Below are 23,163 nucleotides of genomic sequence, written 5' to 3' on the forward strand. Positions count from 1 at the left end.
CTCATTGCATCATCTCCGGCGGCAACGGTGGAAGCGCCGGCACCGATCCAGCTTTACCGACGACGCCTGAAGCAAGCCCCTGTGGGACAAAAATCCGCTCAGGCATCCTGAAGCCGCGCAGCTTCAGCAGGTCGAGCGGTCCGGCACCGACCTGCGTGCGCAGCACGTAGCGCAGGGGGGCGGCATCCGGCTGATCCCACGTCAGTTGGTAACGGGTGCTGTCGAGCGGCTTGACCTGAGCTTTCGCGAGCAGCCGGAGGAACGCCCAGTCACCGGTGGCGTCGAATGCCTGGCGCAGGCCGGCGTTGACCATCTCCCACATCAGGCCTGTGTGTCCGTTCAGACCATTGCCCGGCCACGTGAGCGCGGTCCACGATTCCCGCTGGTTGAAGTAGGAGAGCGGCGTGCCGTCGACGATGAGTTCGGTGCGCGTCACGTTGACCGATGGCAGCGCCATGATCTCGAAGCGATAGCCTGCGTCACCCTGCGCGTATAGCCGCGCGCCGAGCGTCGAAAGTAGCCGGATTGCCGCGATAAACGCCGGATCGAATTGCAGCGCCTGGGGGCGCAGTTCGTCCGGTACCCACTGGTCGCCTTGCTGCTTTAACACGCCCGCCAGTTGTGTCGTCATGAAGCGGGCAATGAGGCCGGTGTCGGGACGCACATAGCGTCCGAGTTCGGCGAAGGACGCGTCGGCATTCGTGTCGAAGAACGGATACCGTCCATTCATGGCCGCGTTGAATGGTGCTGTGACGCTGGCGCGCCATGCTTCGTTAAGGCTCGCGGCGGCTGGCTGCAGAATGGTTTGCCATGCGGTGTCGAGTGGACGTGCAAACAGCGCGTCGCCGAAGCCGGCCCACGCTGTGCCGAGGCTTGCGGCTGTGAGCGCTGCGTCGTCGCGTGCCAGGGCGAGTTCCGAGAGCTTGCCCTGGAACACGGCTTGGGCGAGCGAGCGCGCCATCGCCTGCGCATCGGGGCTGGCCGCGATCTGCTGGAGCTTCAGGCGCATCGTGGTCGCGACCGTCAGGTAGTGCGCGAGGCTCACACCATTGAGCGTCGCGGGTGCCTTCGACGCGTTGCTTCCGTTGTTCGCGCCCGTGCCACTGCTTGTGCCACTGTCTGTGCCGGTGTCACCCATCAGCGCGAGCAGGGGGCCGAACGGTTTGTCGAGCGGGTTCACGACCGTCGCCTGGGTTTTGTCGTCGCTGCCGACGCCCCGCAGGAAATCCCCTTGGGGGATCAGGCTCTTGGCCTTGCGCACCAGCGTATCGCTCAGCGCCTGCGACGGACGGCCCGCCTGCGCCTCGTACTGCACGGACTTCATCAGTGCAATCAGCGGCGAGGTCTGCGCGTCTGCCAGGCGGGTAAGCTGGTCGATCGCCCCGTTCAGATTCGCTGCCGGTTGCCACTGGATGCTGTTGAGCATGCCCTGCCATGCAGCGGCGTATTCCGCGAAATAGCGTGCAGAGAGACGCTGCTTCAGATCGTCGCTCGCGCGTTTCTCGTCGATGGGCGTTGTCGTCGTGAGAGTCTTCTGCACGACTACCGTGTTGACGGATTGCACGGGTCCGCCATCCCCCGAGGCGACTTCCTTGGGGGTGCCGGATAGTACCCAGTCGCCGTTCACACGCCTCTCGCGCGAGGCCTTGTCGATCTCCTCCGCGATCATGCCGTCCCACGCCGCACGCGTGTAGATACCCGGCACGGTCCGCGCGCTGGTGAAAAGCCCGCGCGCATCGGCGCCGTTCAGCAAGGTCGTGAGCGAAGCATCCGCGTACTTGCCCTTGGCGTCGTCAATGATGCTCTGGTAGACCGTGTCGTCGGCGTTCGCAAGACCGATCTGGTTGACGAGCGTATTGCGCGCGGCGGTCACGATGGACTCCGATGCATTGATGCGCCATTCGGGGTGCGCCTTCAGGTGGTTCGCATAGAAGCCGGCGAGCCGCTGCGATGTGTCGAGCCACTCGCCGGTCGACATCGCAGGGGACGCAGGCCACGAGGCGAGGATCTGGTCCTTCAGAAACGCTGGATCGGTGCGGCGGGGTTCGGTCAGCATCAGGTACGTCTTGAGCGCGTTATAGCCGTGCCGCTGCGCGTCGTGGCTTTGCAGCGCATCGGCGCGCACCTGGGAAAGTTGGGCGAGTTCAGCCTGCAACGCCCGCACGACCGGGCGTTGCAGGTTGCGGTTCGCAACGGTCCGGTACGACTGCCACAGCGCATCGAGCACCGCGTCGTTGCGGCTCAGGCCGGCGCGCAGGTACCACGGCGCACCGTGCTGTCGCCGGTACTCGAGCGTGTCGATCTGCCGCTGCAAGACGAGTTGCGCACGCAGTGCTGCCGGGGTGCCAGGGGCGGCCGCGAGGGCGGCATCGGCGCTTGCCCGCGCATCCTGAATGAGTTGGCGGTTGCCGATGAACGAGATCGTCATCGCCATGCACCAGCCGATCGCGAGCGCCATGACGAGCGCGGCCAGCGCGTTGGGCCAGTAGAAGCCGACGCGTTTGCCGTGCTGACGACGCACGTCACGGGCGATCTCCTGCCAAGTGGGTAGCAGGGAGGCCGGTTGGATTCGCAGTGTCATGTCGGTGACGCTGGTGCTGGCGTTGGCTGCACCGGTCGTGCCGCTCGGCGTGGCCTGGGTCGTCATAGCCCGGGTCGAAGCTGCGATCGCCGGCGTGACGACGGGTGCGGCGCCTGTCACCTTGAATACCGGCGCGAACATCACGCTGACGAGTGGGGCGCGCAGCCACTTCGATACGATCAGCGCCTCCCAGCCTGTCACGATCCGCTCACGCTGTTCGCCGATGTATTTCGACACCTGTGCGAGGTATGGCATGCGAGGCGACTCGCAGCACAACTGCACACCAATCATTGCCGTCTGCAGTTCGATTGTGGCGAGCTGGGCTTCGAGTTGACGAGCCGAATCCTTGTCCGTGCGGAGAGGCGAACCCGGGATCAACGCGCCGATCGCCTGGAACGTCTCGGGCTGGCCACCGGTCGTCGGCACGGCATGCAGGAACGTGATGGGCGCAGCCCAGCCGAGATCCGTCGCGATCGTTGCAAGCGAGCGTGGCAGTTCCGCGTCGGGCCGGGTCGCGCTGTCGACCTGGGCGACCTGCACCACGCTGTCAACAGGACGCCTGCGTCGCAACTGCCTGAGCTGTCTGCGCCACAGTCCGGCGTCAATGCCGTCGGGTGCCGCATGCACGAGGATCGCGTCGGCGACATGTAGCACGCCGGCCTGCTTGAGGCCGGGGGCGACTGTTTCGACCAGCTTGTCGCTGCCGCTCACCAGCAGCCATGGCAGGCGATAGCGCCAAAACCAGCCGTGCGAGGTCCGCAGTTCTTCAGACAGGTATTGCAGGCGCGCATCGCGTTTGAGTGTCGCGCTCGGCTCGGCGGCTTTTGAATGATCGCCGGTGTCCTGGCGAAACAGCCGGCCCACCATGCTGTACGCGCCCAGTCCCAGCGCGGCCAGATGCAGGATCACGACCGCTGGCAGCAAGAACAGAATCCAGATCGTCGCGCTCTTTCGAGCGTCCAGCGTCGTGAGGTTAAGCAGATCACCCTTGAGCCAGACCAGTCCGAGCGCGAGCACGGTAAGCACGACGGCGACTACGATTAGCCCCCAGATGGCAAGGGTGCCTCCCGGTGCGCCGGGGGACTCGTCGCCCAATGCGAGTGTCTTGATGTTATTCGCTGGATTCGTCATGCGGTGGAGTAAGGTCCATTGCGGGGCTCACGTAAAGGATCGCGGCCTGCGCGGTCTGCGTGTGCTGGGGTGTGTGAAGGATCAGGTGCGGGCCGGTAGTCGCCGCTTCGACCGCTGCTGCGATCGAGAGCCAGCCGCCTGCCGCGCCCGCGCGACCGATGAGACTATCGGCGCGGCGCTGCGATTCGAGCTCCGTGACGCCGGTAAGCGACGCATTCTTGAGTGCGGCAAGTAGATCTGTTTCGTGCGCGTCTTCGAGTCCGCTGATCCAGGCGGGGTGGATGGCGGGCGCGTCGGCTTTGCCCCACAGCACGGCGTTCGCGAGTATGTCGGCGAGGACAGTCAGTTCTCCTGCCACGGGGCGATGCAGGGTAGCCACGACCTTGACCGGCTCGGGCAGGACGAACACGCCGGGACCGAGCAGCACTGCGATGCTGCCTTCGGTGCTGCCAACGGACGGTAACGCTTCATGCCATTCGGCGGCGATCACCAGCAGCGAGCGTTTCTCGCCCGCGTCGAGCCACGCGTCGGCCACCATCAGGCCGTCGCTGGCTGGCGCGGCCAGGCACTCAAGTGCAGGTAGTCCGGCAACCTGCAGGGCGTGGCGGACTTGCTCTACGCGGGTGTTGGCCGTTTCCGCAGAAGCTAGTATCCGCACGGTGGGCGCATACGTCGGGCCGTACTGCGACAAGGCGTGCAGGCTTGGGCCGAGCGTGTCGAGAGTCTGGGCAAGCATCCGCACGACGGGCGGAACCTCCTCGTGAGTGAGGGCGGGCGCATCTGTCGGTTCCTGTGTGGCAACGTCCGACATGGCCTCTTCATCTGCTGACGGCGGCGCGGTTTCGGACGGTTCCGCGAGGAGCGGATCGTCATCGGCAAACCGGCCATGCACGACCGTTCCGGATCCGCTGCGCGGTGCCTGCGGCTTCATTACAGATGTTGTCCCGGCAAGCGCTTTCGCCAGTTCTTTGCCATCAAGCGGCAGGCAATATCCCACGCCGAGTACTTGCAGCGGCTGCTGCGCATAGCGCACGCGGCTAGTGAGCCATTTGCGCCGGTGCATGTTCCAGTAGTGCGCCCGGAACCACAATGCTTCGTATCCGGCGCGCGCGATGCCCAGCGTGATGAAAAACAGGCCGTTGGGGATACCCACGACGCAGAACCAGAACCACGGCCCGCTCGCGGGCGTGCCAGCCGGCCATAGCAGCAGCGCCACTGCTGAGCCAATGCCGTCGTACAGTGCCCATCCGATGAGCCACGGTACAAGACGCGGTTGGTTCGTCGGGTAGGCACGTGGTGGTCCTGCAGGTGACAGATCGACCGGCATCGTCAGGCGATATTCACGTTTTGCAGCGACGACAGTAGTCGGCATCCGCATGCGCAGCGGTGGTAGTGCATTGCGATTGGCTTGCCGCCCTTGCCGGGAAACGACGGGTTGCCCTCGGCGATTGTTGTCTTTCCATGCGGCGTGCAGAGTGCCTCGTCGCCCTGGCATGCCAGGAGCTTGTCCAAGAACATCATTTCCGATGAGGCGGTTGTTACTTCACCGCCGTTTTCTAATTGATCGCCGACTCGAATGGGGTTTCGCATTTCCTTCTCCAGATCATTCAACTGAATTCATAAAAAAGATCATCTAGCGATATCGTCGACTTTCGGTAGTCGCGTGATGCAAGGCTTGGGAACATTGTTTTCATAGTACGTGCTGATAAATCGCCTTCTTTTTTTATCAACCTCTAGGTTGATAAATTGGTTCCCGCATGCTGGATGCACTTCTACAAACGTAGCCAGAGTCTCCGAGTATAAAAATATCCTATGAATGGTATAAATACCCATCCCTTCATCTATAGACCAGATCGAAAATCCTTTTCGGTCGTCAAAGCCATAGTTGTCCACAACAAGGTGAATCGGATTTTCAGTGTCGATATCAATATTTCCATGATGCCCCTCCGTCTTGGGGGCTACAACATCAAACGTTACTGAATGGCCGTTGATGCTTAAGGTGGCTCTTGTTGTCGCGGTTGGCGAGAATGTTATTGCAGAATTGGACGCAAAAGCATCGCCATAAATTAATGCGATGGAGGCGAAAAATATTCGGACGAAAATACCCATATTCATCACACAGTGGTTGTCATATCAGGCCGGATACTTTGGCATCCGGAGGGGCTATCCGTAAGCGTTCGATACATCATCTGTAAACAGGATGAGCACGAAGACTGTATGCACTTGCCTTCCGTTAACGAGGCGATCATCGGTGATAGAGCGAAGGAGCTTGGGATTGGTGAACTCATTCTTCCCTGAGACGAAGCGTGCTGAGCATGTCCATAAAGAGGTCGTAACTGAACCCATTCTCCAGGCTAAGTTCGCGCTTGCGTTGCAGGCACACGCCGTCTAATTGGGCCGTCATTTTGTTGTTGCCAACCATGACGTGAATGCAGCGGTAGCGTGACGTGTACTCCTTCGCTGGCTTGCAACGGCCATGTGGTTTAGCGAATGTTTCTTCGGCAATCCAGCCATGCCAGTTGCTGCCGTGGATGGGTGTGATGTCAGTTTTGGTCACCGGGTCGCCACAGTTTGACTCTTTGTATGCCGAGTCCGGTGTCAGGGTCGCCAATTTCTCCCCAGGTTTCAGGTGGAACACGCTGTCGCCCCCAGCAGCCAACTTTCTGTCGATTCCGATATCTTCGACAACGAAACTAATGTTGTCGCCACCACGGGGATCGAAGTTCGGGTCGTATTGAAAATCCATTTCCATTACGGCCTGGCCACCGTCTTTATACGAGCTCGTGCAGCCGAACCCAATCGTTTTATCAGAGACGCTTTTCAACGCTGGAGTAATCAATGACATGCCACATTGCTCCGCCACTTTTGGGACGGTACGATTGGTTCCGATGCTATGGATGTGAGTAGCATCGGCTGCCGATTGCGCATAGACCGTCGAAGTTAGCAGCAGGCCACATGTCACGATGACGAGACGAGTCATCGTGTACTCTCCATTTGGCGCAGCAATCCCACCTCTGTTAGGCCCCTCGGACTATTGCGGAGCGCGCAGAGCGCCTCGTCACCGTTTTCCCATTTGTCGTCTACGCGAGCAGGGTTACGCATCGTGATCCTCGTTTTATTTGTCAAGTGTTGCTGAGTTGGATGCAGCACTAGCGCTAGCACCGGCCGGTGTCGGAGTGTCGACAAATTCGACAGACTCAAGGATCGCTTTGATCTTCCACAGTTGGTTGACTTTTGGATTCGCCAGCCATTCGACAGGCGTCGTTCCACACAACGCCTGTGTGTTGTGAACAAGACAAAAACTGAAAAATCGACCTCGGCGCTCCTCATCGCCCGTCGTATCGTCGACGGTAATTCCCGTGCCTATCCAGTTTTTTCCCTTTATCGGCACGGTTTTGACATTTGCCATCTTTTCAAAAAATGTCAATTCAGAGCCATCAGTCCACGGGTCATATCGCATCCATTGACCGTTAACTAATTTTGCCCCTAGCGAAGTACCTATTTGCTGATCGTTTGCCTTCACACAATTTAAGCTAAATCCGCCATTTAGCACCGGCGATGCGTTCGGGCCTGTATCGGGAATGTCGTATATGCCCTGTGATGGAGAGCTATTTTGTACTGCATAAAAAATACCGCCGAACATGTTCTCAATTCGAAATCTGCAGGCGCCCACGGCGTATTCCGGTATGGTTGTTGATGCATGTGCTCGTACAACTGGAGATGTGTTCCCTGCAACGGCGCCGGTAGCCAATGACGCAACGATGCTAATGCAGAACCACGTGAGCAGTCGGCTCAAGCACATAATTTTTGATTTAATTATCATCGGGTACATCCGCTATTGATCAGAAAATCGGATTGCTTTGATAATCTGCAAGAAAAGATCATAACTTAGGCCTATATCCAAATCGAAATTCTCTGGATCCTTGGTGAGGCAATACTGCGCCATGGTGGCACTGAACTTTGAGTTACCAATTACCATTCGTACGCGACGATTGGCTTCGGAATATTGCTCGCAGTACTCCGGAGTTGCCCCATCTTTGTTATTGGGTTTGTAACTATCCTCGGCGAGCCGCCCGTGCCAATTTACGCCATAAATCTTTGCTATTTTTGTCGTTGATTTTAATTTGCATTCCGTTGGAGCGCTTGCTGCTACGACCATCTTGCCAGCTGGTGAAGCATGAAAAATGTTTTCTTTATTATTTTTAATTATTTCATCAATACTTACGCGGCGAATATGGAGCATTGGGATCCTCTCCAGCCAGTTTGAATCGTGGACACCTGAATCTATAGGGGCGAGGGAAAGCAAAGTGCCGCCGATCGCTTCATATGATCCAACGCACGATATTTGCGTTCCTTGGCCGTCAGCGAGCAGTTGGGCTGGAAATGTAAGCGTGAGGCCACATTTCTCAGAGAAAACTTTGGTTTGCATCGTTTGCGGGACGTCCTCCGCCGACGCTGAGGCGCAACCGAACGCCATAAGCACAGACGGCACAAACACAAGGGACTTAATTCGCATATTTAGATGTTTTCTCATGGAAATGTGTAACTTGTCTTTCGGATTTTCCGCCTGTGCTCGCCAGCCCCATGCTCCACGGAGAGGCCATCACCTCACGGTTGTTTGCTAGGCAATCATCTATGCAGGTGTGTTTAATTAGGAGGGGAATATTTATCGATAGAACTCGTTGCTGATTGAGAGAAAGAGTTCGGGCTCGATGAAATTAATCCTCCTTAAAACGAAGTGTCTTGAGCATGTCCATAAAGAGGTCATAACTGAAGCCATTTTCCAAGCTAAGTTCGCGCTTGCGTAGCAGGCACACGTCATCTAATTGGGCCGTCATTTTGTCGTTGCCCACCATGACATGAATGCAGCGGTAACTAGACGTGTATTCCTTCGCCGGCTTGCAACGACTATGAGCTCTGGCGAATGTTTCCTCGGCAATCCAGCCGTGCCAGTTGGTGCCTTGGATGGGTGTGCTGTCAGTTTTGATGACGAGGTCACCGCAGTTCGACTCTTTGTATGCGGAGTCTGGTGCCAGGGTTGGCAACTTATCGCCGAGTCTCGAGCGGAATATGCTGTTTCCCCCAGCCGCTATTTTTTTCTCAATGCTCAAACCATCTACTACGAAGCTTACATGGGAGCCACCGCTGAGTTCGAAGTTCGGGTCGTACTGAAAATCCATATTCATGAACGTGTAAGCGCCGTTTTTATATGTGCCAGAACATGCGAAACTAATTGATTGTTTATCGACACGTTTGAGGTTCGGTATCCGCATTGATATGCCACAGCGTTCCTCCACGTTTGGATCAATAGGATTGGTTCCGATGCTTCGGACATGAGCGGCATCGGCTGCCGATTGTGCATAGGTCGTCGAAGTTAGCAGCAGGCCATATGTCAGGGTGGCGAGACGAATCATCGCGTACTCTCCAATTGGCGCACCAATCCCACTTCTGCTGGGACGCTCGGACTATCGCCGAGCGCGCAGAGCGACTCGTCACCCTGGCATGCCTGGGGCTTGCCCGTGAATGTCATTTTCGATGAGGCTGCCGTCACCTCACCGCCGTTTTCCAGTTTGTTATCTACTCGAATGTGGCTTCGCATTGCTAACGTTAATATAGTTTCAGACCACGGCTAGTCATGTTGACGCACTCATGCTGATGGCTGAGCCGCTCAGGTGAAAGTTGGATTGCACAGTTACTCCTCATATGCATTTCTGCATTCAAACTTTTTCATCTTATTTTTATAAACGTGATAACAATGACTCGGAAAATAAATAGATTTATGCTTGTTCCACGTATAAATAATTTTCGTCTCTGGATATCCGGGAGAAGCTTGGGTAAGCGTTACCCATTGCAATGGCCTTGAAGAAATGCCGTCTTGCATGATCGGAGCAAGGTTCGAAACCGGCGGAGATGTCAGGACTACACACCAGTTGCCGTTCGCACGTTTTTCAAAGATGGTTTGAGATGCGTTAGTGCCCGATGTGCGATCAACCGAGACGATCATTTCGTCTACACCATAGCTCACATGCCTTGCGCCGATATTGTCGTCTGAACTGTAGTCGGGTCCATAAACATCAGACATTCCTTCTGCAACCGAGGTGTAGCATGCTCCATAGCGTGTGCCGACCCATGCATCAGGCAATCCTGAAACCTCGCCGGCGAACGCTGGACTCACGATGAAAGCGTAGAGAGGATTAAGGAACTTGTGCAACATAGCTGATCGTTACGCTTTGAGAGAACGGAATTGTTGCTGGGGGAAAGGTCCTACAAAGCGTTGGATTTCCGGGCGGCGCTAGTGGTGGATATCTCAGTATTTCAATCGGAGCATAAATGTTGGCGCGCTCACGCTGACTGACGTTGCGCTGCGGACAGAGTGACTCAGCCGAACGTAGTGCGACGGGAAAGAATTGGGCGATCACACTCGTAGCCTTCACTTCGAGGGCGCCTTATCGGTGCGGCATTTGAATGTTTCAGACTGACTCGTCGGTTCGCAAAAAATATTTCTGCCCGCATCAAAGATGAGCTCGAAAGTTATCGGAGTTGGTGGGCCGTCATACCATTGCCGGATCGAAGCATTAAACTTCACTCTGCCAGAGCCGTTCGTCATATGGCCTACCGGCCCTTTGACAAAATGGCAGAACGGGCCGCCAGTTACTACTTCGAACTCTCCATTACCTATCTGTTCCAAAATCGAGCAGCTTGATGTTCGTTCAACACCTTCACTGGCCGCCACTACAGTGCCTCTCGCTGTGCCACTTCCCCATTCCACAATGCTTAAGATTCGGTGATGATGGACGTCTAAGTCCGGAAGATGTTTCATTTTTCTTTCAATCTCCGCAAGGCGATTAGCACCTATCTCGCTGCGCTGAAACATGCGAGGACCAACTGAATTCGAAAATTCAGGTGAATTTTCATGGGCAATCGCAGCGCTTGAAAACATGCAAAATGATGCGCAGATATAAGTTATCAGGACCCTGTATGCGAATTTTATTTCAGTTAAGTCTGTTGTCGCCTTGCCGTAATTTTCAAAAAATCACCGACACGAATGGGGAATTCACAGCTGTCATCGAAAATTAAATAATTTCTCGCATAATTCGCGATCAATCCGAGTTTTCTTGTTCAATTCAATGTCAAAAACATCCATATATCCATCAAAATCACAACTATATAAATCCAGGGAAATATAGTGACCGTCGAGTGAAATAACTGGGGATATATTGGAGGACGCTTCCGGCAGATTTTTTGGTGCGCGCACCCCAACTCGATAAAACCCTGGCAAATTAACAATATTTTTGTCGCTACCAATTTTTGCTACAACAGCCAAATAACTCATTGGATTCACGGTGACGGGTACGAGGGATGCGTACAAGCCCATTCGTAGATTTACGTCCGATAAAAATCCAACATGAGGAGCAGCAAGCGTTGCGTAAACAATTTTTGTAGGATCGCATTGCATCAAATCGCTAACTGGAATAAACGAAGTTCCCGATACAATTGCTGACTGACCATCGGAACTCAGCTTGAGATTAATGGGCTTCTGGTCAATTGTGCAGCGATGTTCAGATCCAGATTTCTTTATTGAAATTTCTGGACCAGAGACTCCCTCAACACTAACCTTCTCGTCTGCGATCGATTCAACACGCGCAATCCCGTACGACAACGTCATAAAATAAAAAAGAACATGTTGAAAAAATTTCACAAAAAAGCCTCTTTTATAATTTTCGTACACTTGACCCTGCCGTTAAGTCCACTTTCCGCGCCGTTCGTCGGGGCACGTGAGAAGGCGGCCGGTGACCTTTACTTCCCATGCCGCTGACATCACCAGTTTGTCGCCTTTGCGGATGGGAGACTTCATGGCCGTTTCCTTTGAAGGTATGTTTACTTAGGAGCGGAATATTTATCGATAGAACTCGTTGCTGATTGAGTGAAGGAGTTCGGCCTTGATGAAATTAACCCTCCTTAAAACGAAGCGTCTTGAGCATGTCCATAAAGAGGTCATAACTGAAGCCATTTTCCAAGCTAAGCTCGCGCTTGCGTAGCAGACACACGTCATCTAATTGGGCCGTCATTTTGTCGTTGCCAACCATGACATGAACGCAGCGATAACGTGACGTGTATTCCTTCGCCGGCTTGCAACGGCTATGAGCTCTCGCGAACGTTTCCTCGGCAATCCAGCCGTGCCAGTTGGTTCCTTGGATGGGTGTGATGTCAGTTTTGATGACGGGGTCACCGCAGTTCGACTCTTTATATGCGGAGTCTGGTGCCAGGGTCGGCAACTTATCGCCGAGTCTCAAGCGGAATATGCTGTTTCCCCCAGCCGCTATTTTTTTCTCAATGCTCAAGCTGTCCACTACGAAGCTTATGTGGGAGCCACCGCTGAGTTCGAGGTTCGGATCGTACTGAAAATCCATATTCATGAACGTGTAAGCGCCGCTTTTATATGTGCCAGAACATGCAAAATTAATCGGTTGTCCATCGACACGTGTGAGGTTTGGTGTCCGCATTGATATGCCACAGCGCTCCTCCGCGTTCGGATCAATAGGATTGGTTCCGATGCTTCGGATGTGAGCGGCATCGGCTGCCGACTGCGCATAGGTCGTCGAAGTTAGCAGCAGGCAGCACGTCACAATACCGGGGCGAATCATTGCGTACTATCCATTTGGCGCTCCAGTCCAACTTCGGCGGGCATGTTGCATGTGTCGCCAAGAATGAAATAGGCGTAGCGAAAAAACTGCTGTCGTTCCGGCAAGCCACCTGCGCCTCCAACTAGGCGAAAACATGCCTGGACGTCCTGGTTGCTGGCGCCGTGATCCGCTTTCACACTGATGCGAGTCTTGACCCAGAAATAGCCCGCTGAATCCGCTGCCACTTCCGCGTCGGATTGCAAAAGGTCCGGTGCGGGATCGGTCGTATAGTCTTTTGCTCGGTAAAGGCCGTAGTTACGGTAGCCGTCGCGCCAAGTGAGGTGGATCAGACCGCGTCCTCGAAACCGGGGACCGTCGCCGGGCTGCACGTTTCCATTAGATACAGCTTTGTCGTGAATTTCACCCGGGCGCACGGCGATATACGTCGGACGATCGCGGTTCTTAAGAAACCCATTGGTCGCAAGCCAAGCATGTTTATGATCAAAGTCATAGGCCGCGTCCTGTGTAGTGTAGTTCTCGTACATTTTGGTGAAGTAAGCGGCGTCACCGTACTCACTTGTGAATTGCAAGGCACCTGTCTCTTTGAAAATTTGGGCCAAGAAGTGTGCCTTTCGAAGACCCCCGCAGAACCCGTATTTGCGGAATATGTGATTGAATGCTGCGCTAAGGCCATGAGGGGCAGTTCCACCTTCATCGAGGGTGCCGTTGGTAAATCGCTTTGCGCTCTTGTTCCATGAAATGGATCCACCGGCCGTTGGCATTGATCTTCGAGGCAACAACTGAGTCTGCTCCCGCAAACTCAACCATCCGCACCTCCTGAAATACCGAATGAACTGGAGCGGATGAAAGAACCAAAGCTTCACACCCGGTTGCAAGTGCGTCGCATCCCAGAACTGAAACTGCTTCAGCAACGCCATAAACTTCCCGTACCCCGCGCTATCACCATAATAAAATTCGCCCTGCTGGCTCAGCAGCTTTCCATAGCGCGCATCGTTATTCGCTCCATCCCACTCGCTCGGCGCCTGACAGACAAACCCTTTGAACAGATCACGCACACCAGCCGTATTCCGGACGTACCGAACAAGCGCTTCTTCCTTCTGATATTCCTCGTGCTCGCCTTGCTCCTGCTGCGTCTGATGTTCTTTCGCAGTTCCCAGGATCGCTTTCAATCGATCGATGTCACACAGCCCGTCACTCGCAAACGGGCTATTGCCTTCACTAACCTTTTGCCAGTTCGCGAGGAACGGAAAATCTGCATCGGACAGCTTCACTATCTTTTCGTTGTTGAGGTCGATATAACCCTCCTGACCAGCCGCGAACGCTGCACGTATCCAAGTTGTTTTTGCCGCCCCGGCGGGAAGGGAAGGTGAGCCTGACAGGATTCGGCCGAAGCGCAGCAGTTCATACCCGTCGCTCGGACAGGTCGGATAAAGTTTCGTCGCCCGCTCGTACAGCTTGTATTCGTACTCAGACTCCGGCTTGTCTGTCACGAGCGGGGTCCGCGAACCGTCTGCCGCGACACTCCAGACACTCGTGTACTTGCTGCCTCTATGAAAGTACGACTCGACATGCAGAGGCAGCGTGTTCTGGCCGCCATGCAGCGGATCGAATGTGATCCCGTGCAACTTGCCATTGACCGTTCCCGGCGGCTGCGCCACAAACGTTTGACCCGCCGGAATAATGTAGTAGCTATGACCCCAGTAGTCGGTGCCCGCCGGCGTATGGGGTTGCGTGTTCCCGAGTTGCGTCGCGCCGAAATAGCGATCGAAATCTTCGGGCAGCATGAAGATCTCGAAGTGGATATGCCGCTGCCCGTGGCAACCACCCGGGAGTCCGAGTACATCTTTGCGCGATACCTTTTTCCCGCCGCCGGCTTGTGCGGGAGGCGCGACTGGCGGATTCAGACTTCCTCCAGGCGAAGGCAGGCGCAGAAATTCCGGCAACACATTGCCATCAACGCCAACGCTGCTGTAAGCGCTCAACGCCAGCAGATGCATGTATAGCGAATAAAACGTCAGGGTCCGGCCGTCGCCCGTCTCGCTGGTATGTTTGAGCAGGACGAAACCCGCGTTGCTGTCGTCCGGGGTGCCGCCATCTATGGCGTGCTGGCACACCCGATACGCGACGACTTCGCCATCAGCAATCGCGCGTACTTTCTCGTTTTGCGTGGCAGGGTAGAGATGTACGCCGGTGTGCCACCGGCGGTCGAATGCGATCGGATAGACACCATGTGCCAGTTCGAACTCGTCCACGACACTCATCATCGGGTCGGTCAGCGCGAGGTTGGTGGACGTCATGCCCGCAACGGGCAGGAAAGGAGGGCTGATGATCATCGTCTTAGCGCGACATGTTGTAGAGGTTCGTAACCGTCAATTCGCTTTGCGGCAGATTGGGCAGGGCATTTTCGACATTCGCAGGCCCCTCGAACGTAAACGAAGCAGCCTTAATCCGGAACTCGCCCTGACAATGGAACACAACGCTGCCGTTCTCAATCGTGAGCGCGGCACCGCCGCTGGCGATGACCGCCTTCGTCTTCCCGCTCACCAGCACGTCCTCGCTGGCGCTTGCCACGTGCAGTTGTTTGTCGGCAAACAGATCCATCGCATCGCTCTGTGCCTGAATCTCGACCTTGCCCTTCGCCGCAAAGATCTTCAGTCCAAGCTTGTGCGCGCACAGCGAAATGAGGTCGCCCGCAGCCAGCGTGAAGCGCTTGACCGCGCTGACATCGACATGTTTGCCCGCCGTCACCATCACGTTTTCGCTTGCGGCCTGCTGGATCGAGCGCGGCGTCACCAGCGCAATGCCGCCCGGAGCACTCGCAACCAATCCCGCGCTCTTGAGCTGGTCGAGCGCGTCCATCAGACTGGACTGCGTTGCCTTGTCGCCCGGCGTTGCCTTCGCCTGCGTGGTCGCATCTACCAGCGCAGTAACGCGGCTCAAGGCCAATTGCAGTTCCTTGAGCGCCGCCTGCATTTCCAGGTGTGGCGCGTTAGGACTGGACAGCGCATCGGCTGAAAGAAACAGTCCCTTGGGCGCGTGCATCGTGCCCCAGCCCTGCGTATAGATCTCGAAGCCATCACCGCGATGCTGCTTCTGGCTGTCCACCAGATTGCCGAGGCTGAGCGACGTCTTCATGTAGACGGTCGCGAACTTGGCCCCTTCGCGGCCCTTCAGGTCCTCGAAGCGGACTTTCGCGCCGTTGAGCGGCGAGCGCCATACCGCCCGGCTGTTCCAGCCCCTCAGCCCATGAACAACATCTGGGTTGGCATAGTCATGAAGCGCACCGCTGATAAAAAGCCGGTCAACGTCCCCGTACGTGCCGTCAAGTCGAACCTCCGTGTCCTTCAGCAACGGCGAATGGAAACCACCCAGATACGACGCGCTGGGACGCAGGAGGCGCAGCGGCATCGTGTTCGTGCCGCGCTTGCCGGTACGATTCTGGAAATGCGGTAGCACTTGGTAGCGACCATGCTCGTCCAGCGCTGCGTAGGGCAGGTCGTCGCCGACGACGGTGGCAACCAGCGGGCCAGTAAGCCAGCGCCAGTGCTTCTGGGGGATGTATTCGGGGCGATACGTCAGGTGCGAGGGCATCGCCTCGAACTCGTTGAAGACTGGCTGGGTGCGGCTACCGGTCGTGACGAGCTTCGTGATCACTACGCCGTACTTGGCCTCGGGCAATGTATGGTTGGTCAGGCGCATCACCATGCCGGGCATCATGCCGATTACATCGCTTGTGCCCTTGAACGTGGTCTGCCGCGCAACCAGTTCGTCACGCCGCGCGTCGGCGAGCATCTGTCCGATCTCCGCCGTATGGTGGTGCTCGGTGCTGCGGTTCACGCTGCCGTACACGGAGCGGTCGTCACGCGCGACGTACGACTCGGCCTTCAGTTCATTCGCGGGCGTCCGGTAGTTGTGCTCCCACAATTCGATCACGGCCGGGACCAACTTGCGGATCGGACTGATCGACAGCACCGCCTCATGCCAGTTGCCCGAGAGACCCGACACCGGCATCAGCGGCACCTCCAGCGCGCGCGCGTAAGCGCGCGGATTGTTGCCGAACACGATCGTGTCGCGTTGCGGTCCGTCTCCCTTGCGGCCCTGCTTGAAGTACCAGAAGATGCCCGCGCGACGGCAGTGACGGTCCACGAAATTCCAGACCGTCTCCTCGTACATGACCGCCTGCTCGAAACGTTCCTCGGCGCCTTCCAGCTGAAACTCGACGTCGAACGAGTCGATCAGCTTCCTGTCGATGATCGACTGGGAGATCATTTCCTTGAGCGTCTTGTCCTTGAATATGCCGGAGTCGTAGACCTCCCTGTACAGCGCGACGCGCGGCTCAATGCGCAGCTTGTAGGTGGCCTCGTCGCGGCTAGTCATGACCCGTTCCCACTGCGTCACGATGCCGTTGACGGTACGCGCGGGTTCGACCACGGGATCGACCAGACCCGGCAACGACGGGATCGCGGCGCGTTCATCGATCGTGAAGCTTGCCCGGCGGCCTACGCAGGCGGCGCCGTCGATCTCTTTGTCGACCGACGTGACGGTAATGTCGGCCGAATAGATCTCGTTAAATTCTTCTACAAGACGAAACTCGAGGACATCGAGAAACCGATCCAGTGTGGGGATCGAGAAACCGAGATGTTGGCTAAGCCTGGCGCTCGGATGCTGTAGAACATCGTTGATGGTTCTTTTCATGCGGCGGTGAAGTCCCCGTTTTTTTGGATGGCACGGTGCGCGCACATGAGCGAATGTGCAGACCCATGCGATTCGACTGGGGGAGGTTACCTGCCGCGATTAGTGAACGTCTATGAGACAAACATGAGAAAAATCCAAATTTGACAAATATTCGCACTTCTGACGGTTTTTATTATTTTTTGAGAAATCTTCGATTCGTTGATGATCGGCGCACATGACGAACCCTGCGTCATGGCGTAAAATTTCCACTTCGATACGAAGCAATGCTTACCCACGCTCACTCATGCCAACGCCTGCCGACAAATCAAACTCAAAGGAAACCGAAGGCGTTGCCGTCATCGATCGTGCTTGCGCGATTCTGTTCGCCTTCAGGCCGGACGACGTTGCGCTCACGCTCGCCGAACTCGCGGCGCGCACGGGGCTCTACAAGAGCACGCTGCTCCGGCTCGCGGGCTCGCTGATCCAGCATCGCCTGCTACTGCGTCTGGACGACGGCCGTTATCAACTCGGCTCGGCGACCTTCATGCTCGGCGCGCTGTACCAGCGCAGTCTGAACGTCGGCGATATTCTGGTGCCGCTGATGCGCGAACTCGCGGAAACGAGTGGCGAAAGCGTGTCCTTTTACGTGCGCGACGAGGCGGTGCGTGTGTGTCTGCACCGGGTGGACTCGACGCATGCGGTGCGTTTTCATGTGCGTGAAGGCGACGTGCTGCCGCTGGAAAGCGGCTCGGGCGGCCATGCATTGCTGGCGTTCGGCGGCATGCCGGGCGAGCCGTACGAGAAGATTCGCGAGGACTTCTACTGTGTGTCGATCGGCGAGCGCGATCGGGAGACGGCCGGCATCTCGATGCCGGTATTCGGTGTGCGCCAGAGTCTGCGTGGCGTGCTGACGCTCGCGGGCCCAAGCTCGCGTATCGATCAGGCGTTCCTCGAACGCAATCTCGGTGCGCTGTTCGATTGCGCCGCGCGCGCTACGGATGCGTTAGGCGGCGACTCGCGCGCCATGCGCCATGCCCAGCGGCGCGCGGCCGAAGTTCAGGACAGGTGACGCTCGGGCTTGCCTGTGTAGGTGTAGCTCATCTGCCGCGGGATCGGGCCTTTGTTGCGCTCGTTGCGTCGGCGTTGCTCCCAGGCATGCGAGAGAATGCCGACCGCGCGTGACAGGCAGAATACCCCGCGCGCCAGCTCCGGCGCAAAGCCGAGCTCGGCGTAGATCACGGCGGTTGCACCGTCGATATTCATCGGCACGGGTTTGTTCTTGCGCTGCTTGAGCAAGGCTTCAATGCCACGCGCGATGGCGGCGTATCGTCCGCTGATACTTTTCTGTTCGACGCTTTCGTCCACGAGCGAAAGAAGCCGGATTGCCCGCGGATCGATCGGATGAAAGCGATGCCCGAAGCCAGGCAAATACTTGCCATGTTCGGCGGTAAAAGCATCGACACCTTGCTCGACGGCTTCTTCCAACGCAGCGCCTGCTTTCATGCGTTCGGCGATGGAATCGTACAGTTCGACCGCCTGTTGACCCGCGCCGCCATGTACGTCATCCAGCGCATTGATCGCCGAGGCCATCGCGCCGTTCAACGGCAATCCGCAACTGGTCGCCATCCGCGAGATTGCAATCGACGGTGCATGCGGGCCATGATCCACCGATGCCACCAGCGCCGCCTCGAACAAACGCGCTTGCGCGGCGTCAGGCAGTTCGCCGCGCAGCATCAGCCAGATCATCTGCGGAAAACTGACGTTGCCGATCAACTCCTGAATCGGGAATCCACGCACCTTGATCGAGCCCGGATGAATATCGATGATCGAGGTGCTCCAGTACTCGGCGGCGAGCTTGGCGGCGTCGAATGCTTGCGTCATGTTCAGATCACTCCTTCGGAGCGTAGGTGGTCGATTTGTGCGTCGTCGTAACCGAGCGAGGCGAGATGCTCGCGCGTGTGAGCCGATAGGGCCGGCGCGGGTGTGGTCGGCGCCGTGTCGGCATCGGAGAGACGAAAGCCCGCGCGGGTGACGCGTTGCCGCTCACTAGTACCGTCGCCGGCGAATTCGCGGATGAACTCGCGCGATTCAAGATGCGGATGCGCGAGAATCTCCGGCACCGACATCACGCGCCCGGCCGGCACGCCTGCTTCGAAGAATTTGGCTTCCCAGTTCGTCGCGCTGTCGTTTGCCAGCGCCGCTTCGATTGCGGCCTTCAATGCCGCGCGATTCACCTTGCGCGCGTTGCGCTCGGCAAAGCGCGCGTCGTCAAGCAGATCGGCGCGGCCGATCAGATGGCATAGGCTAGCGAACTGCTTGTTCTCGTTCGCGGCGATATTGAGCGGCCCGTCGCCGGTTTTGAAAGTGCCCGAAGGCGCGGCGGTGAAGTTTTCGTTACCCATCGGCTCGGGCGTGACACCGGCGTTCAGATAGTTCGACACGACCCAGCCCATTGTCGCCAGCGTGGCTTCCAGCATCGAGACGTCGAGCATGCGGCCTTGCCCGCTCGCGCGGGCATCGACCAACGCGGCGCAGATGCCGAATGCGGCGGTTAGGCCGCCTACGGTATCCGACACCGGGTAGCCGACGCGCAACGGCGCGCTGGCGGCGTCGCCGGTCACACTCATGACGCCTGAGATGCCCTGGATGATCTGGTCGTAGGCAGGGCGTTTCGAAAACTCCCCGTCCATACCGAAGCCGGAGATCGCGCAGTACACGAGCTTCGGATTCACCTCGCGCAATGCGTCGAAATCGAGGCCGAGCCGCGTCATCACGCCGGGCCGGAAATTTTCGACCAGCACGTCTGCGGATTTGACGAGGTCGCGCAAAATGGTCTTGCCGCGCGGGTCTTTCAGATTGAGCGTGATCGACTGCTTGCCTGCATTCACCGCAACGAATGAGGCCCCCATGTTACGCATCGACGCTTCCTTGTCGGCGCCCAGACGCCGTGCAAGATCGCCGCCTTCGGGATGCTCGACCTTGATCACCTCCGCGCCGAGCAGGGCGAGTTGATACGCGCAAAACGGTCCCGCCAATACATTCGATAAATCCAGTACCCGTACTCCGGCCAATGGCAGCGTCATCTTTGAAGCCTTTTGTTCAATGCGAAATTTCGTCGAGATTGCGATTGTTGGTACGCGGTCCGAAGAAGCCGATCGCGCCCATCACCATCACCATCGACACCGTGATCAGCGCGAACACGCCCGGCACCTGGAAATGGCGCAGCGCGAAGGCGATCATGAAGCCGGAAAACATCGCGGACAAACGCGACATCGAGTACACGAAACCGACGGCGCGTGCCCGCAAACGCGTGGGGAACAGTTCGGTCTGGTACGCGTGATAGCCGACCGAGAGCAGCGTGCCGGAAAGCGTGATCAGGACACCGAGCGTCATCAGCATGGCAGGCGAGGTTTGCGTCGCGAACAGGCTGCCGAATACGGCGATACCGAGTGCCGACAACACGATCAACGTCTTGCGCTCGATGCGGTCCGCGATCGCCATGCCGATCAGCGGTCCGAACGGATTCGAGGCTGCGATAACGAACGAGTACATCAGGCTGTGCGTGATCGTTATGCCTTTGGAGACCAGCAGCGTCGGCACCCATGACGCGAAACCGTAGAAGCCGATCGCCTGGAAGAAGTTGAACACGAGCATGGTGATCGCGCGTTTGCGATACGGCGGCTGCCAGACTTCGCGGAAGGCAGCCTTGGTGGTGGCCGGTTCGACAGCCGGTACAGGTGCGGGCAATGGTTTGCCGTATTGCTTCGCGACCTTCGCTTCGATCGCCTGCATGACCTTTTCCGCCTCGGCGGCGCGGCCTTGCTGCGCGAGCCAACGCGGGCTTTCCGGCACGCGCCGGCGGATTGCCCACACCACCACCGCGCCGAGCGCGCCGATGATCACGACCCAGCGCCAGCCGTCGATACCGAACGGTGTTTGCGGTACCAGCCACCACGCCAGCAAGGCGACCGACGGCACGGCGGTGTACTGCACCAGGTGAACGAAAGCGAAAGCGCGGCCACGCAGGTGCTTCGGCACGAGTTCGCTGACATACGTGTCGATCGTCACCAGTTCGACGCCCACGCCGATGCCCGCGATCAGGCGCCACAGGTTGATGGCCGGTGCGGTGGTTTGCAGCGCCATGATCAACGTGGCCGCGGAGTACCACAGCAGCGAAACGGTAAACACGGTTTTGCGGCCATAGCGATCCGCCATACCCGCGAGAAAGAATGTGCCGATGAAGAGCCCGGCGAACGATGCCGCCACGAAGGCGCCCAGCCCTGACACGCCGAAGAACGACGCGGTTGTCGTCGCATAGAGCCCGCTTTTGACGAGGCCGGGTCCGACATAGGCCGTGAAAAACAGATCGTAGAACTCGAACCAGCCGCCGATCGAAAGCAGGAACACCAGCATCCATATCGCGCGCGTCGCGGGCAGGCGGTCGATACGCGCGTTGACGCCGGGCGTGAGCCCACCGGTGCTCGAATCAGGCGACGCGCCGGGTGCGTCGATCGGCAGGCTTGCCATGGAATCCTCCATTGAGTATCGCTTGTGCGTGTCGTTCTGTTAGATAGAACAACGTTCTATTTAATGAATGTGCCGAGGGTAGTCTGTGTGGTGCTTACGAGGAATTCGGGGTTTTACCTAGCCGTCAGACTGTCATCCGTTCCAGTATCGCGAGAAGGTGCCGAATGAAAGCGGCTTGCGTAAGGGGACGGGCTGCTTACAGGAGGGTGCAGAGGGCGTGCATTGATTTTCTTCAAATCGACGCAACGAAGGAGGGATGGCAAGAGAGGGAAGGTGCATTCCCTCGCGCATGCAAACTACCCGGCATGCGCGAGGGTGAGGGCCGCAGCCACGGCCGGGGTGATTGTTGCGTGATTGTTGCGTGATTGATGCGTGATTGATGCGTGATTGATGCGGCGTCTGCCGGGCTAGAACGAATGACGAATGCCGAGCATCACGCCGGTCTGGCCGGTGCCCGCCGTGGGGGTCGTGCCACCGCCGCCGGCGCTAACCGAGTAGCGTGCTTTAGCGCTGTTGGCGAGATACGAGCCTTGCGCATAGACGGCCGTGCGCTTCGACAGCAAATAGGTGGTGCGCAGCGTGCCCATCATGGCGCGCGTGTCGTGCTCGCTATTGGTGATGTGATAGACCTCGCCGTCGACGATGAAGGCCGGCGTCACGAAGTAAGAGGCGCCGACGAAGAACAGATTCGAGCGCACGCTCGCAATTGTGACGGCGGCGGGTTCGACGCGGCGATTGAGCCAGCCCGCGCCGATCTTCGCTTTGCCGATATTCGCGTAGGCGCTGACGTGGGTGCGGATGTCCTTGTCGGCGGCGTTGGTGAGTGCAATGGGCGCAACGCCGTCGAAGAAGTTGGCGGCCGCGGTACGGCCGCCGCGCTGTTCTTCATACGACGCCGCGACGCCAAACAGCGGCGCATCGTACTTCAGCATGACCGACCACTCGCGGCATTCCGTTGCATGCCCGGCGACCGAGCCGGTGCAGGTCCCCTGGCCCGGCGAGTTGCCGGTGCCCGCCGAGTCTCGGCCGAACGAATAGTTCGCGCCGAGCGTCACACCCGCATAGGTGCCAAGGTAACTCACCGAATTGTCGGCGCGGGCGTTGGGCACGTAGGCGTCGAGCGAACCCAGACCGTAGATGTCCGGGCCGATCAGGTCCGCACCCATCAGCGCGAGATACGTCATGGTGTACTGGCGCCCGAACGAGACGGTTCCGTACGGACTCCTGATGCCCACGAACGCCTGACGTCCGAACAGCCGGCCGCCCTGGCCGAGATCGCCGCCGCGCACGTTGAAGCCGCTTTCCAGTGTGAATACCGCGCTATAGCCGCCACCCAGGTCCTCATTGCCGCGCAGGCCCCAACGCGAAGGCAGTTCGCCCGTGACGGACGGCATGCGAAAAACGCTTTTGCCCGCGGCGTTCGCGTGCGATACGTATTCGATACCGGTGTCGATGATCCCGTAGAGCGTTACGCTCGATTGAGCCGATGCGGTGCCGCTGACGGCGCACAATGCGCCGCAAAGAAGAAAGCGTGTGGATGCTTGCATGCAGAGTGTCTCCAAACCAATGATCGAGTATGTTGTTATTAGGACTTGCGGGTTCTTT

General features: G+C 57.8%; 20 protein-coding genes. 1 reads left to right on the top strand and 19 read right to left on the bottom strand.

Translation table 11 applies throughout. The features are described from left to right. Window position 1: 1 nt before the first annotated feature. The 15 genes from KHO23_RS12640 to KHO23_RS12705 form a co-directional block, all read right to left on the bottom strand. Window positions 2–3,712, bottom strand: coding sequence for an ImcF-related family protein (locus KHO23_RS12640; RefSeq protein ID WP_211611561.1), 3,711 nt, complete (start codon window positions 3,710–3,712; stop codon window positions 2–4). Next, window positions 3,693–5,084: a hypothetical protein gene (locus KHO23_RS12645; RefSeq protein ID WP_236066816.1), complete on the bottom strand. Its 1,392-nt coding sequence runs from the start codon at window positions 5,082–5,084 to the stop codon at window positions 3,693–3,695. The genes KHO23_RS12640 and KHO23_RS12645 overlap by 20 nt, the downstream gene beginning before the upstream one ends. Beyond that, a complete protein-coding gene (locus tag KHO23_RS12650) occupies window positions 5,042–5,323 on the bottom strand; it encodes a PAAR domain-containing protein (RefSeq protein ID WP_328821966.1) in 282 nt (93 codons plus the stop codon). Before KHO23_RS12650 ends, KHO23_RS12645 begins: the two co-directional genes overlap by 43 nt. Window positions 5,324–5,341: 18 nt before the next feature. Further along, on the bottom strand, window positions 5,342–5,827 hold the full coding sequence (locus tag KHO23_RS12655) for a hypothetical protein (RefSeq protein ID WP_201107819.1): 486 nt from the start codon (window positions 5,825–5,827) through the stop codon (window positions 5,342–5,344). 169 nt (window positions 5,828–5,996) lie between these two features. Further along, window positions 5,997–6,692, bottom strand: coding sequence for a hypothetical protein (locus tag KHO23_RS12660; protein ID WP_211611562.1), 696 nt, complete (start codon window positions 6,690–6,692; stop codon window positions 5,997–5,999). 135 nt (window positions 6,693–6,827) lie between these two features. Then, window positions 6,828–7,355 carry a hypothetical protein gene (locus KHO23_RS12665; RefSeq protein WP_201107817.1) on the bottom strand — a complete coding sequence of 176 codons (528 nt, stop codon included), beginning with the start codon at window positions 7,353–7,355 and terminating at the stop codon, window positions 6,828–6,830. A 192-nt stretch (window positions 7,356–7,547) separates the two neighbouring features. After that, the gene (locus KHO23_RS12670) at window positions 7,548–8,141 is read right to left on the bottom strand and encodes a hypothetical protein (RefSeq protein WP_211611563.1); all 594 of its coding nucleotides are present in this window, start codon (window positions 8,139–8,141) and stop codon (window positions 7,548–7,550) included. Between the two features lie 289 nt (window positions 8,142–8,430). Continuing rightward, on the bottom strand, window positions 8,431–9,126 hold the full coding sequence (locus tag KHO23_RS12675; protein ID WP_211611564.1) for a hypothetical protein: 696 nt from the start codon (window positions 9,124–9,126) through the stop codon (window positions 8,431–8,433). Further along, the gene (locus KHO23_RS35640; RefSeq protein ID WP_407946049.1) at window positions 9,123–9,311 is read right to left on the bottom strand and encodes a PAAR domain-containing protein; all 189 of its coding nucleotides are present in this window, start codon (window positions 9,309–9,311) and stop codon (window positions 9,123–9,125) included. The genes KHO23_RS12675 and KHO23_RS35640 overlap by 4 nt, the downstream gene beginning before the upstream one ends. Window positions 9,312–9,404: 93 nt before the next feature. Beyond that, entirely contained in the window at window positions 9,405–9,926 is a 522-nt protein-coding gene (locus tag KHO23_RS12680; protein ID WP_201107814.1) for a hypothetical protein, read from the bottom strand. Between the two features lie 216 nt (window positions 9,927–10,142). After that, on the bottom strand, window positions 10,143–10,652 hold the full coding sequence (locus KHO23_RS12685; protein WP_211611565.1) for a hypothetical protein: 510 nt from the start codon (window positions 10,650–10,652) through the stop codon (window positions 10,143–10,145). A 123-nt stretch (window positions 10,653–10,775) separates the two neighbouring features. After that, on the bottom strand, window positions 10,776–11,411 hold the full coding sequence (locus tag KHO23_RS12690) for a hypothetical protein (RefSeq protein WP_211611566.1): 636 nt from the start codon (window positions 11,409–11,411) through the stop codon (window positions 10,776–10,778). A gap of 250 nt (window positions 11,412–11,661) precedes the next feature. Beyond that, a complete protein-coding gene (locus tag KHO23_RS12695) occupies window positions 11,662–12,357 on the bottom strand; it encodes a hypothetical protein (RefSeq protein ID WP_211611567.1) in 696 nt (231 codons plus the stop codon). Further along, window positions 12,354–14,690, bottom strand: a complete 2,337-nt coding sequence (locus KHO23_RS35045) for a M23 family metallopeptidase (RefSeq protein ID WP_236066817.1) — start codon at window positions 14,688–14,690, stop codon at window positions 12,354–12,356. The genes KHO23_RS12695 and KHO23_RS35045 overlap by 4 nt, the downstream gene beginning before the upstream one ends. A 4-nt stretch (window positions 14,691–14,694) precedes the next feature. Continuing rightward, window positions 14,695–17,052, bottom strand: coding sequence for a type VI secretion system Vgr family protein (locus KHO23_RS12705; protein WP_211611568.1), 2,358 nt, complete (start codon window positions 17,050–17,052; stop codon window positions 14,695–14,697). Window positions 17,053–17,335: 283 nt separating this feature from the next. Here KHO23_RS12705 and KHO23_RS12710 point away from each other — a divergent pair, with 283 nt between their 5' ends. Continuing rightward, the gene (locus tag KHO23_RS12710) at window positions 17,336–18,100 is read left to right on the top strand and encodes an IclR family transcriptional regulator (RefSeq protein WP_211611569.1); all 765 of its coding nucleotides are present in this window, start codon (window positions 17,336–17,338) and stop codon (window positions 18,098–18,100) included. Here the strand turns inward: KHO23_RS12710 and KHO23_RS12715 are convergent. The 4 genes from KHO23_RS12715 to KHO23_RS12730 form a co-directional block, all read right to left on the bottom strand. Further along, the gene (locus tag KHO23_RS12715; RefSeq protein WP_211611570.1) at window positions 18,088–18,912 is read right to left on the bottom strand and encodes a citryl-CoA lyase; all 825 of its coding nucleotides are present in this window, start codon (window positions 18,910–18,912) and stop codon (window positions 18,088–18,090) included. The two genes, KHO23_RS12710 and KHO23_RS12715, sit on opposite strands and share 13 nt — an antisense overlap. Before the next feature lie 2 nt (window positions 18,913–18,914). Continuing rightward, the gene (locus KHO23_RS12720) at window positions 18,915–20,114 is read right to left on the bottom strand and encodes a CaiB/BaiF CoA transferase family protein (protein ID WP_211611571.1); all 1,200 of its coding nucleotides are present in this window, start codon (window positions 20,112–20,114) and stop codon (window positions 18,915–18,917) included. A 16-nt stretch (window positions 20,115–20,130) separates the two neighbouring features. Then, window positions 20,131–21,558: an MFS transporter gene (locus tag KHO23_RS12725; RefSeq protein ID WP_211611572.1), complete on the bottom strand. Its 1,428-nt coding sequence runs from the start codon at window positions 21,556–21,558 to the stop codon at window positions 20,131–20,133. Window positions 21,559–21,965: 407 nt separating this feature from the next. After that, window positions 21,966–23,105, bottom strand: a complete 1,140-nt coding sequence (locus KHO23_RS12730) for a porin (protein ID WP_211611573.1) — start codon at window positions 23,103–23,105, stop codon at window positions 21,966–21,968. Between the last annotated feature and the right edge of the window lie 58 nt (window positions 23,106–23,163).

This window comes from Paraburkholderia haematera, from assembly GCF_905220975.1.
Lineage (GTDB): Bacteria > Pseudomonadota > Gammaproteobacteria > Burkholderiales > Burkholderiaceae > Paraburkholderia > Paraburkholderia haematera.

Excerpts from the sequence above, each read along its gene's own strand:
- KHO23_RS12680 (WP_201107814.1), bottom strand. The coding sequence starts at position 9,926 with ATGTTGCACAAGTTCCTTAATCCTCTCTACGCTTTCATCGTGAGTCCA.
- KHO23_RS12695 (WP_211611567.1), bottom strand. The coding sequence starts at position 12,357 with ATGATTCGCCCCGGTATTGTGACGTGCTGCCTGCTGCTAACTTCGACG.
- KHO23_RS12715 (WP_211611570.1), bottom strand. The coding sequence starts at position 18,912 with ATGACGCAAGCATTCGACGCCGCCAAGCTCGCCGCCGAGTACTGGAGC.
- KHO23_RS35045 (WP_236066817.1), bottom strand. The coding sequence starts at position 14,690 with ATGATCATCAGCCCTCCTTTCCTGCCCGTTGCGGGCATGACGTCCACC.
- KHO23_RS12675 (WP_211611564.1), bottom strand. The coding sequence starts at position 9,126 with ATGATTCGTCTCGCCACCCTGACATATGGCCTGCTGCTAACTTCGACG.
- KHO23_RS12725 (WP_211611572.1), bottom strand. The coding sequence starts at position 21,558 with ATGGCAAGCCTGCCGATCGACGCACCCGGCGCGTCGCCTGATTCGAGC.
- KHO23_RS12720 (WP_211611571.1), bottom strand. The coding sequence starts at position 20,114 with ATGACGCTGCCATTGGCCGGAGTACGGGTACTGGATTTATCGAATGTA.
- KHO23_RS12670 (WP_211611563.1), bottom strand. The coding sequence starts at position 8,141 with ATGCAAACCAAAGTTTTCTCTGAGAAATGTGGCCTCACGCTTACATTT.
- KHO23_RS12710 (WP_211611569.1), top strand. The coding sequence starts at position 17,336 with ATGCCAACGCCTGCCGACAAATCAAACTCAAAGGAAACCGAAGGCGTT.
- KHO23_RS12665 (WP_201107817.1), bottom strand. The coding sequence starts at position 7,355 with ATGTTCGGCGGTATTTTTTATGCAGTACAAAATAGCTCTCCATCACAG.
- KHO23_RS12640 (WP_211611561.1), bottom strand. The coding sequence starts at position 3,712 with ATGACGAATCCAGCGAATAACATCAAGACACTCGCATTGGGCGACGAG.
- KHO23_RS12705 (WP_211611568.1), bottom strand. The coding sequence starts at position 17,052 with ATGAAAAGAACCATCAACGATGTTCTACAGCATCCGAGCGCCAGGCTT.
- KHO23_RS12685 (WP_211611565.1), bottom strand. The coding sequence starts at position 10,652 with ATGTTTTCAAGCGCTGCGATTGCCCATGAAAATTCACCTGAATTTTCG.
- KHO23_RS12730 (WP_211611573.1), bottom strand. The coding sequence starts at position 23,105 with ATGCAAGCATCCACACGCTTTCTTCTTTGCGGCGCATTGTGCGCCGTC.
- KHO23_RS12655 (WP_201107819.1), bottom strand. The coding sequence starts at position 5,827 with ATGAATATGGGTATTTTCGTCCGAATATTTTTCGCCTCCATCGCATTA.
- KHO23_RS12645 (WP_236066816.1), bottom strand. The coding sequence starts at position 5,084 with ATGCCGACTACTGTCGTCGCTGCAAAACGTGAATATCGCCTGACGATG.
- KHO23_RS12660 (WP_211611562.1), bottom strand. The coding sequence starts at position 6,692 with ATGACTCGTCTCGTCATCGTGACATGTGGCCTGCTGCTAACTTCGACG.
- KHO23_RS35640 (WP_407946049.1), bottom strand. The coding sequence starts at position 9,311 with ATGCGAAGCCACATTCGAGTAGATAACAAACTGGAAAACGGCGGTGAG.